Genomic DNA, 12,517 nt, shown 5'->3' with positions numbered 1-12,517 from the left:
GTTATCGCTGATAATGTGACTGAAGTAGCCACTCTCAACTAATAGCGCTTCATCAATAGTTTGGTTATCCGCCAATAACGCATTGATATCGACAAGCACACCAGCAACCGCTTGACCTGTACCATAGCCTGAGGTGTCTTGGTCGCCGTTATCAAGATAGCCATCGTTGTCATCGTCAGGGTCAATCACATCATAAATGCCATCGCCATCGCTATCGAAGTAAATACTCAGCGCTTTACGATGAGCAAGCTCGATCTCTTGGGCACTCAATGCGTAATTATGAGCTGCGAAACCATAGATACCATCATCACCACTAATAGTGCCACTGTTGATACCTAATGGCGTATTTGGATCATTAATTAATATACTATTGGCCGATATCCTACCAACTAGCTCACCGTTAACCCAGGCCTCGGTCGTACCATTTCTACCTACCACCACAAGATGAACAGGGTCGCCATAAGGACTGGCAATGGTTTGGCCATAAAGAGGCGTGAATTGATAATCCATAACCCCAAATTGGGTCACACCCATATTGCCATCGCTTTGTTCAAAACGAATGCCCCAAGCAGTATTGATACCTTCAGTATTGTTTCTGTGGCCAAGTAATTCAAGGATTCCAGTATTGTCTTGTGCAAATTTAACGATGAACTCATAAGAAACTTGACCACTAAGGCCACTAAGATCGACTGAATGCTGACGTGGAATATTAATAAAGTCAGCGACCAGTGTTTGAGCAGGGGCTGCCATTTGCTCTATATGGCTAGACCACTGGCTAATGTCCATCTCACCCTGCGCAGGCAATGCCGCCTGTAAACTCTCCCAAATATCCGCTTCTCCGTCATTATTTGCATCAATTGAGAAATCAATATCAGACGGGTCTGTTGGATTAAAGTTAAGGCTGGTTTCGAGTATATCGCTGATACCATCGCCATCGGTATCTGAATGTGGATTGCCATCATTTAAGTCAACAAGTCCCAACACACCGTCACCATCAGCGTCATAAACGTTAGCATCCAAAGGATCAGTGCCGACACTCACCTCTTGTCCATTGGTAAAGCCATCTAAATCAGAATCGATATTTTCCCCGTCACTTGGATCATTAGGGTCAAGGCCGTATAAAAACTCATTAACATCCCAAATTCCGTCGTTGTCCGAGTCAGTGTTACGATCAAAGCTATCGAATGGATTAAGCCCCATGCTGGTTTCGTAACCATCCGTTAACCCATCACCATCATAGTCAGAATTTGGATCAGTCGGCGCACTGTCATCTCTATCCCAAATGCTATCAGCATCATCGTCATAGTCCATATGATCTGGGATGCCGTCACTGTCGGTGTCAATATCACCATTCGTAAGCGGTGAATTCGGATCGTTGGCGTCGCTACCTAAGAGTTGCTCGTAATAATCACCGTAGCCATCGTTATCGCTGTCAATCGTCGGATCACCATTGAGTCTGATGGTAAAGCGCTGTAATTTGCCATTAGCACTGCTGTAACCATAGGCTACACCATTTTCAACCAGAAGGTCATGCGAACGATTAAAGATGACATCTTCATGCATACGCGTTATCGGCACTAACACTTGTAAATCTTTATTGACCATCATGTAAGCACTGTGATCGTAGCCATCGTAAGTATGTATCTCCATTAACAGCAAAATAATGTTATCCGCTAATTTTAAGGCTTTCAGACGAGAAATATTTTGTTGAATACCCTTAAAATCAGTCAGCCAGACCAAATTTTGATGTTCTTGCTTAGCATAGCCTCCAGAGAATGTGTAATACTCTGCGCTTTCGTACTCACCAAAGGTTAAATATCTATTTTCACTTGTATTTTTACCGGTTGAGACCGCTACCAGATTACGTGCGAGGTTATGTCCTCTCGCTGTGAGAAGGTTATCAAGCCCCCTTTCGCTTGACATGAAACTGATGAAACGATCATCCATTTCCACCACACCGCCCAGTTCTGAATAGATTTGAGTATCATTTGACCATTTATAGTATGTCGTCGTATCGGTTGAAATTTCCGGATATTCACCATAATTTCCGCCTCGAGGGTCTGTTCCATGCTCGGTTTTGAAACGCATAAGCACCTGTCCTGATCTTGAGGTGCGATTCCACTGCGTTAAATCAATACCGCGTGGATAATTATCACCAATAGTCAATGAGACAAAATTCCCTTGGCTGTCGATCATAGTGGAATTGTCAAATTGGTGCCCCCCAACCTGTCCCCAATGCTTTACAGCATCTAACGTATCCGCATCATAGACACTGAGCGTACCACCTTGGTGGTTAGCACCATCGGCCATACGGGTATAATAACGAACAATGTTTAACCCTATCATGTCACCCGACCATGAAATTCTGCTTGGATAAAGTTTGGAAGCAATTCCGTAGACATCAAGCTCTTCACGACTGGTATCCACAGTTTGATTAATCGTAACAGATTCAGTATCTAGGTTATAACGCACTAAGCGCACAGCAGAAGGCTCATCTTTGTCCTCAGACCCACCTATCGCCGCAATACCATACACAATATCGCCACTACCATTTCCCGCTGCAGACAAGAGGATTTCATTAAACGCGTTCGGTAATGTAATTGTTCGGTTGTGTGTACCATCACTATTGAATTCACTATAGTACAACGCCATTGATGTTCGATCTTGCCAGACGACCCCATCTTTCGAACCATTTTTAATGGGTGAATAGGCAATAATGGGCATATAGTTTGCATATAGATGATTTAATGGGTACGGGTAATCCTCGTAAGGAATATACATATCTTGGCTATGGCTGTGCGCGTCAGTAACAATTTCTAGCATTGGAGAAGAGTAAACCGAACGTTCATGAGTACCCGTTACGGACGTTACTTCTAGGCGTTCACCCGTTTCAACCTTGTTCCAGACTGTCGGTTCAGCATCGAGACTATCCACAATGCCATCATGGTCAGTATCAAAACTGAATGGATCCGTCGGATCCGAGCCATCTTGCGATTCAACAAGATTGGTAAATCCATCACCATCATTGTCGTCAGTGGCCGCGTCTGCAATGAGAGGGTCGAAACCATAGGTGGTTTCAAAACCATCGGTCATACCGTCGCCATCAGTGTCTGACAACACGCTATAACTGTTAACATCCACAGTGTCTCGTACACCATCGCCATCCAGATCAGGGTCTATACCGTCTTCTTTTCCATCACCGTCGAAGTCATTGTAATCCAGCGTAAAATCAATAAGTAATGGATAGATACCCAGCTCTTGCCCTGCTGACGTAACATAGCGTAATGTCATTACGCCACTGTTGTAATGCATGCCCGTCGGTAAGGCACTGAAGCTGGTTGAATCCAATGAAAAGTGGAAAGAATTGCTTGCACTGCCTTCCGCAATGGTAAAGCCTGGGTGTGACGCGGAGTTAATCGCTGTGGGATGCGTATTGTACTCACGGTAACCTATCATGGTGACAGAATACGGTGTGCCATTGTCATCTTTTAACTCTACTGTAAATTCAGTCTGTGTTTTATGGTGAGCAGAGCCCCAGTTATCCACAACAATGTCGTTAGGGCTTGTCAATCTATCACCGGCCAACATCACGACAGTTTGATAATTTGTTCCCGTAAAGTAATTGGCTTGTTCAAACGTGAGTGAGTCTTGGTGAGTTAAGGTTTCTATTGAATAAAGCGCACTCGTCGCGGTCAGTGTACCAACGCTGGCCACTGGCAGCCCTTGAGCATCTAAGAGGTTCATATCGACAACATAGTTACCGAGTCCGGGTACATCAAATACTGTGCTAGTACCACTACCCATTACCCAGTCCCCACCATTGACACGGTAGCGCCAATTGAGATCACCAATCACTCGACTTTCAAAAGTTAAACGCATTTCAGAGTGGCTGTACTGCACTAATTCAAGATCAAATACCAAACGCTCATTCATATCAGTAGTAGCTGGCAGCGCCATTAAAGTTAATGCTTCTGTCTGCTGCGCGATATTTTGGTCAATCAACAACCAATTATTGGCAGGGAGTTCATCGACACTAAGAGACATAATCTTCGTTTGCTGCCAAGTGCCATTAATTAGTGTCAATTGATAGATGTCATAATCTGCGTCTTCTGGTAAATACAGCATCGGGTAAATCGCTGGATACTGTTGTATTGTTGCTGAATTTTGACTTGGTTCGATCCGATAAATCGGAATCGATTTATTCAATTGATAACTGATGAACTCCGTGACAGGGAAATTAGTGTTGGTGTACCAAGATGTGAAGTTTGTACATCCGTTGTCATATTGATCATCAATAATGGCGAGAGAAATGTTGCCCAGCGCTTCAGTCGGGTTATAGGTATTAGGACAACCCGCCATAGATTGACTGTACTCAGTCGATACGAAGTTGGTATTACCCGCTAAGACAGCAGAACGTAAGTTGACCATAACTTGTTCACTGTCTAACGTCCCGTTACCATCAAGATCGGGATCCATGGCGTTGGTTACACCGTCATTATCTGCATCGAGTTGACCTAGGTAGATAGGACTGTTCGCATCATTCGGATCAGTAAATTGCCCAATTTCAATCCCATCCAAAATGCCATCGCCATCGCTATCAGCGCCATACTGGTTATTCACTTGATCCAACAAGGCTTGCACATCAGCTTGGGTGTTCCACACATTGTTAGTTAACGCTGTACGGTAGTCGCCCAATAAAGTATTTTCCAAATATTGGTTTGGAAGCAAGGCGGTTAACTGCGCCATTGTGATAATAGTGCTATCAGCATTTTCAAGTTCAATATACGCTGTTGCAAAACTATTTATCTCGGCAATCTCACTCTCTAGTGCTGCCAATGTGGTAATCGCATCATTTAGCAATTCACGGCGATATAAACTGACCACAGCAGGTGTGCTATCAAAGCCATTGAGGCTGGAAAAGTGCGCAAAGACATCACTATCCGCGATATTACTATCAGCAATACGCGAAGCCAAATCAGCAATGGCGAGTTGGTTGACCAGATCACTCACGTTTAGGCTGATCATGTCAGAGAAACGCACACCGTTTTTAATAACGGCCCACGTAATCGTGTCGTTAACGCTTCGGTCTACAGGTAAAGTGGTGAGTAAGATTAAGCTGCTATCCATGCCTTGATAATGCAGATTAACATCCGTGTTCTCACCCGTGATGTTCGCTATTTGCAGATCGCCATTCGAGTCAAGCTGCCATAAAACACTTGGCGCTGTTCTTGGTGCTAACACATCCAATTCGACCACCTGCTCCCATGTGTTATCAGCCGCAGTAATCGCAATGCGCGCCACACCATCATTTGTGACAGTGAGTAGATCATTGGCAACACTCAAGACTGTTGGTGTGAGAGAGGTTAACTGATAGGTTTGATTATCTGAACGAATTACACTCAGACTGTGCGTTCCATTGTTCACATCATTGAGGCTGGCTGTGACTGTGACAGGGGTACTCACTGGCTTAATAACAATATTTTCAATACGCGAAATGCCGTCTACCTCAACACTCACTTGAAGCTGCGCTCCTGCGGTGTAAGCGGCAGTATCTAACATGCCACCGCTAACTGGCGTTAGGACATCCCCATTCAATACACTCACGTTCGCCGCCTCGCCGCTTGGTAAGTAAGCCGATAACAAGACATTGAGATCAATCGTGCCCATATTGGTTTGCAGCACTTGTGGGAAGTACGCCAAGTTACTGTCATTTTTTAGAATGTCATTAACTGCCTGTTGTGCAGCAGCATCCAACCCAAAGGTAGGCGCATTCAACGCAATACTCGTTAAGCCATGGCGACGCAACCAGGTTTGCGAATTAAGATACAAGGCGTTCGCGGTGGCTGATGCCAAGCTGTTATCGGCCAAATCGGTGACAAAGTCAGTGACCATACTCGCTAGTGGCTTACCGCCGCCCAATACAGACAGCCCCACCAACGCAGCACGATAACCCTGCTCTATGTCAGTACCACTTCCGTCCATTTGACTTGGCGCAACACGATATACATCCTCCGCGACCGTGCTACTGAGCAGCTGTTCAGAAACCAGCGCATTTGCTGCGTTGATACCTGTTACGGTTAGGTTAGTGGCGGCCAATTGCGCGGCCATTTCTGTGAACGGGGAGATAGTCACTTGATCACGACGTGTAATCGAAGGCAATACAGCCGTTAAGGAACCATTGCTGAGGGTGATTCCCGTGGCCTCATCGACATAACTGCCGCCTGTCACTTCCACCATAACAGGTAACTGGGTTGGCAAAATCGAAATGGTGTAGGTACCGCTCACGTCTGTGGTGCCGAATGTATGAGTTATATCGGTTGCTTTCGCGCCCGATTCGATTTCATACATACGCACAGTCGCCCCCGCGATATTGTTGGCGACGACTTGTCCTGTCACAACCCATTGTGGATCAAGTGCAAACGCATCAGCATCATTGATAAGGATTTGTAAACTCGCAATATCACTGATATCAGCCGCATTGCTGTCTGCCACAAATACTCTGTAATGACTCAAGTTATTGGTATTGACAGTCAAACCAGTAATCGCTTGCAGCATCGCTATCGTCATGCCGTTGGCGTCATTGCTCGCGGCATATTGACTGATCTCATCAACTTGGTTTTGTACGTTATTTGCCGTTGTGATCACCGATTGCAATTTACTTATAGTATCAACGTTCGTACCAAGTTCACGCGCGATGAAGAAGCGATAATTTTCAATATTAAGCGCCTGCACGTTCATCAGCCCCATCACGTCAAACAAAGCTTCAGCCGTTAATGCCGAGGCATCATTGCTATCGGCATAACCCACAATTTGTGCTATGACAGCAACAGAGGCATTGACGCTGTCTATCACATCTTGCACTTCCGCTGTCGAAGTGAAGCTGCCCGCACTTAAAAATTCAACATTGTAAGCCGCCATGTTGGCAACGATGACATTAGAAATATCTTCACTGTTCATCAAGATGGCTTCATCGATGTTTTGGTTGTTTGCTAAACGTAAATTGATTTGAAGGAGTGTATTTGCCACCACTTGACCTGTACCATAGCCGGTGGTGTCTGGCTCGCCATTATCAAGATAGCCATCGTTATCGTCATCTGGGTCAAGGCGATCAATGATGCCATCGCCATCGGTGTCTTGTTCAATACCCATGGCTTTTTGATGGGCCGCGTTCAATTCGATAGCAGAAAGCGCATGGTTATAGGCGGCGAAGCCGTATATGCCTTCATCACCTTGTACCGCGCCCTCCATAATGCCAAGCGGTACACTGGTGTGGTTAATTAATAACGCTTGGGTTAATTGCCCCACTTGCACGCCATTGACCCAAACTTCGGTAACGCCACCACGTGCGATGTAGACAACATGCACCAGATCGCCGTAAGGAGAAGTAACCGACTGCCCAGATACGGCGTCAAAAGTATAATCACCACCACCATATTTGGTTAAACCGAGTTTATTGGTGTTTTTCCACTGCTCAAAACGCAAGCTCCAACCACTGGCACTATTACCCAATATCGCTAATGAATTATTCGGATCGGTTGTGAACTTAAATACAAATTCGTAAGACACATCCCCAGCAAGGGCACTTAAATTGAGCATGTGTTGTGAGCTTTGGTTAACAAAAGTATCGACCACCACTTCAGGCGGATTATTGGCCGCTGAGACATGTGCTGACCAAGCAGGGACGCCAGCACTCGGTAACGCCGCTTGCAAGGTTAACCAGATATCAGCAAATCCATCATTATTGACATCAATTGAGAAATCGATATCGCTGGCATCATAAGGGTCAAAACCTGCTGCTATTTCTATATCATTGCTGATGCCATCGTTATCCATATCAGGATCAACATTATTTAAGATACCATCACCGTCGGTGTCAGAAAGTGGTCCATCGTTGAGGTTGTTATCGGCATTATCGCCAATGCCATCACCATCCACATCTGACCATTCTGATGAATCGAGAGGGAAAGAATCGTTAACATCATCAAAACCATCGTTATCATCATCAGGATCGAACATGTCATAAACGCCATCAAGATCGGTATCCGTATAAATACTCATGGCTTTGCGGTGTAATAAGGCAATATCATCTTGGCTAAGCGCATGATTATAAGCTGCGAAGGCATAGATACCATCAGAACCAGATACTGTCCCTTCATTGATACCCAGTGGCGAGCTTGGGTCATTGATTAACAAGGCACCTGCATTGAACTCACCCACTTGAATGCCATTTACCCAGGCTTCGGTATTACCATTTCGACCAATAATCACCACATGAGCTGGCTCACCGTAAGGGCTAGCCACTGACTGACCATTAACGGAAGCGAAGGTATAATCGCCTACCCCAAATTGGGTTACGCCTAACGTGGCATTGAGTTGTTCGAAACGGATACTCCAATTGGTATTAATGCCTTCATCAAGGTTTCTAAATCCAAGCAGAGTGAGCTTGTTCGATTCATCTTGCGAGAAATGCACGATGAATTCATAGGACACATCACCATCTAAATCACTTAAATCAACGTTGACTTGGCGAGACTGCTTAATAAATTCGGTGTTGACCACTGCTGGCGCAATCGCCAATGACCGAAGTGCCATTTCCCATTGAGACACACTCATGGTGCCCTGCTCAGACAGATTGGCTTGAAGTTGCATCCAAATATCAGACAAACCGTCATTGTCGCTGTCGAGGGTTAAATCGACATCCGATGCATCTGTCGGATCAAACCCATATTGAGTTTCAATAATATCAGCCAAGCCATCGCCATCAGTATCAGTATGAGGGTCAGTGTCATCAAGATCTGTAATACCCAGGACACCATCCATATCCTCATCATAAGAATTTGCGTCATTTGGATCCGAACCCGCTCTGATTTCTTGACCATTACTAAAACCATCGTTGTCTGTGTCAGCATCTTTGCCGTCACTAGCATCATTCGGATTCAAACCATTATTCATTTCATCCGCATCGCGAATACCGTCACCATCACTATCAATCGAACCATCAGCGGCATCATAAGGGTCTAATCCGCTGAGAGTTTCATAACCGTCAGTTAAGCCATCTCCGTCCCAATCAGTATTAACATCGTAATCGTCACTGTCGTGTAGATTCCAAATGCCGTCGTTGTCGATATCGTTATCTTTATGATCAACCACCCCATCGTTATCAAAATCAGCTGAACCATCCACTAGTGGACTAGCCATATCATTGGCATCCGAGTCGATTAACATCTCATGATAATCGGTGAACCCATCTCCATCAGTGTCGTTACGCACAGTCGGGTTAACTTCTATTTTGTAACGCTGTAGTCGACTAGTGCCATCGTCGTTATCAAACCCTACATAACCATAAATAATATTGTTTTCAACGCGCATTTCATGGCTTTTACCAGTAGGGAAAACGCCTTCCATACGTGTAAATGGCATGATGATATTCAACTCTTTATCAAATATCATGTAGGCGTTGTATTTGTAGTCTAAACGGCCCCATATCTCCATTAATACAAAAATCATGTCGTTATGAATACGCACAGGCTTCACGCGCGACACATTATGCTCAGGGTCAGTAAAGTCAGTGAACCAAAGAGTATGTTTATTCTCTTGAGGGGTTTCTCTGCCGATCGCATCATAATAGAATTCGCTTTCATGTTCGCCATGGGACAAATACGTCAAGCCATTACTTGTATCTTTAGACACAGACGTTGCCATCAAGTTGTAGGCTTTGTTTTGCATGCCACCAATTTCAGCACTGTTGAGTCCTCTCTCACCGGCACTAAAGCTAATATACCTGTCATCCATGACCACAATGTCACCTTGTTGCATGTAAACATAGTTATCATTTGACCAGGTGTAGAAGGTTTCAAGCTCCGAAGAAATCGCTTCATAAACTTCTTCTGGTTCACCCCACATGTTATTAGGCATGTTGGCATGTAGGGTTTTAATGCGATGCATCGGAATATTTATTTTTTCATTTTCATTGAACTTCACGATATCCAAACCGCGCGGTACGTTGTCGCCTGTATTTAAAAATAAAAAGTACCCATCAGGATCATACGCGACGCTCGTACCAAATTGATGACCTCTTAATTGACCATAATTTTTAATAACTTCTAATGTATTAACATCAATGATCATCCCTCTGCCGCCTTGATGATTAATACCATCATTGCCCTTTGGATAAGCCACCGTAGCATTCAGCGCAAGTATGTCTCCGGCCCAATGCATTTTACTCGGTATCATCCGATTGTTGTCAGGTGTATGATAAGGGTTATCGGTCAACGCCCAACCATTGAATCCATCGGGTCCTCCATCCATGGCTTTGGTTTGTATCGTTGTATCCACATTAAGATCATAGTGAGTGATAAATACAGGGAATGGCGTCACTTTATCTGGATTACCCTTCGCATCAGCCACGATATAAATCACTTCTCCTGTTCCGTTGTCAGCAACCATGCTTAAGGTTAAGTTTGAAGGATTTGGTAGCGATAACGTGCGGCGAATTGTTCCATCAGAATTGAACTCAGTGTAGTAAATAACCGTCGTATCTTCTTCCTGCCAAACCACACCGTCATAAACACCATTGAACACCGGTGTGTAAGCGTTGTATGTCATAAAATGATACGCCGGGTTTGGATACGCATTCACATTAGGATCGTGAAGGTTACCACTGATTTGGTGTATATCGGTTTGAATTGTCAAAGCAGGACTTGAATAGTGATTCATGGTGTGGCTGGTACTAATACTATTTGAGTATCGATTTTCACCGGTCGCCAGATTATTCCAAACGCTTGGTTCGGCATCCACACTGTCTAGAATACCATCGTGGTCAGTATCGTAACTGGACGCATCGCTTGGATCAGAACCATCTTGATATTCCACTAGGTTAGTAAAACTATCACCATCCAAATCGGCGATTTCATCATCATTATTGATTAATGGATCAAAGCCATAAGTGGTTTCAAATCCATCGCCCATACCATCACCATCGGTATCAGAATCAACGGAGTACGCGTTGGCATCAATGTCGTCATTGACACCATCACCGTCGAGATCAAGGTCGATCCCATTTTCAATCCCATCACCATCTAAATCAGAGGTTGGCAAATTGAAGGCTATGCGCAATGTTTTTTGGTTAACCAACAAACCGGAAGAAGAAACAAGGTTGACCGATAAGAGACCAGAATCGTAGTTTTTGCCTGTTGGTAAGGCATATAAACTACTTGGATCAACCGACAACTCGAAGGTATTCACATCCGCCGCGGTTAAAATAAAATCGTTAAACGAGTTCGCATGGGTGTAGGCACCCGCCAATCCTTTGTAGGTACGACGACCCGTAATAACGATGTCATATTCGTTACCATCAAGGTCAAAGATTTTGGACAGCAAGGTAGATGACAGTGGATATTCAAGTTGAGTACTCGTTGTTGTGTATATATTCGTGCTACCTAGCACACCAGAGCTTGGTAGTAATACAATGGTCTCTCCCTGACCATAATTGATGATATTACGTTCTTCAATCGTCACCATGTTGTCATGCTGAAGAATATGCAGGTCGACTTGCTCAAACTCTACCGGATCCGTTACTGCGATCTGTTGAGCGTCAGCATCAAACAAGGCGATTTCGATTTGATGTAAACCCGAAGATAAATCTGTTAACGCAACCCTGGTACCAGTGCCATCTATCCAATCTCCGCCATCTAAGCGGTACTGCCAAGTTTGATATGCCAAGAAGCTATTAAATCGGATCTCAGTAGCATTGCTGCTGGTTGCATCAGCATGCACACTGACCAAATCGGCGGCAAAAAGCGGCGTGTCATCAGGTACTACCACAAATTGTGTATCTTGAGTTTTTTGACCGAGGGAAATCGGCAATTGTACCCAACGATCATTCGCAATAAATTCTGGATTAATCGTGGTGTAATGCTGTGCCAACCATTGCGTACCATCATGATTGACTAAATAAACGTGATAAGGTTTATCGTCAGCTAAGTAAATCATCGGCATGACAGTAAAGTATTTTTGATAATAACTACTACCTGCAAGTTGATGCATACCAATGGTGTAAATAGATAACGCCGGATTCAGAGACGGTGAAATCGATTGGGTCACCGAGTATTGGCGATTGATTTTGCTTTCGTGATTACTCTTCCAAGCGCTACAGGTGTAATTAGTACCACCATAAACCGATAAAGCAAGATCTCCTAAACGCTCAGACGGTGTGAAAGTTTCGCTACAATCAGCCGTAGTACCGTCGATAGCATAGCGCAATGGCACAATGTCATTGGTACCATTAAAGACATTGCTACCTACTTGTACCATCAACTGATTGACATCAAGTTGACCGTTGCCATCCATGTCGGTATCCAGCACGTTTATAGAGCCATCACCATCTAAATCACCCGCACCATCAAAAACAGGATGATTGGCATTCTGTGGATCAGAGCCTTGAGCGATTTCGATGCTGTCTAAAATACTGTCACCATCCGAATCCACCACATTGTCATTATTCACGACTGTAATCAAA

Annotated in this window: 1 protein-coding gene; it reads right to left on the bottom strand. The window is 44.4% G+C overall.

What is annotated here, in order from left to right; all coding sequences use genetic code 11:
- Positions 1 to 12,517 (bottom strand): LamG-like jellyroll fold domain-containing protein (locus tag ACTRWI_RS20635; protein WP_499133616.1); only part of this gene is annotated, 12,517 nt, incomplete at both ends.

Source organism: Pseudoalteromonas sp. G5_S1_14_S5 (assembly GCF_054968605.1).
Note: the sequence above shows the minus strand (reverse complement) of the source record. Positions and strands in the feature narration are given on the sequence as shown.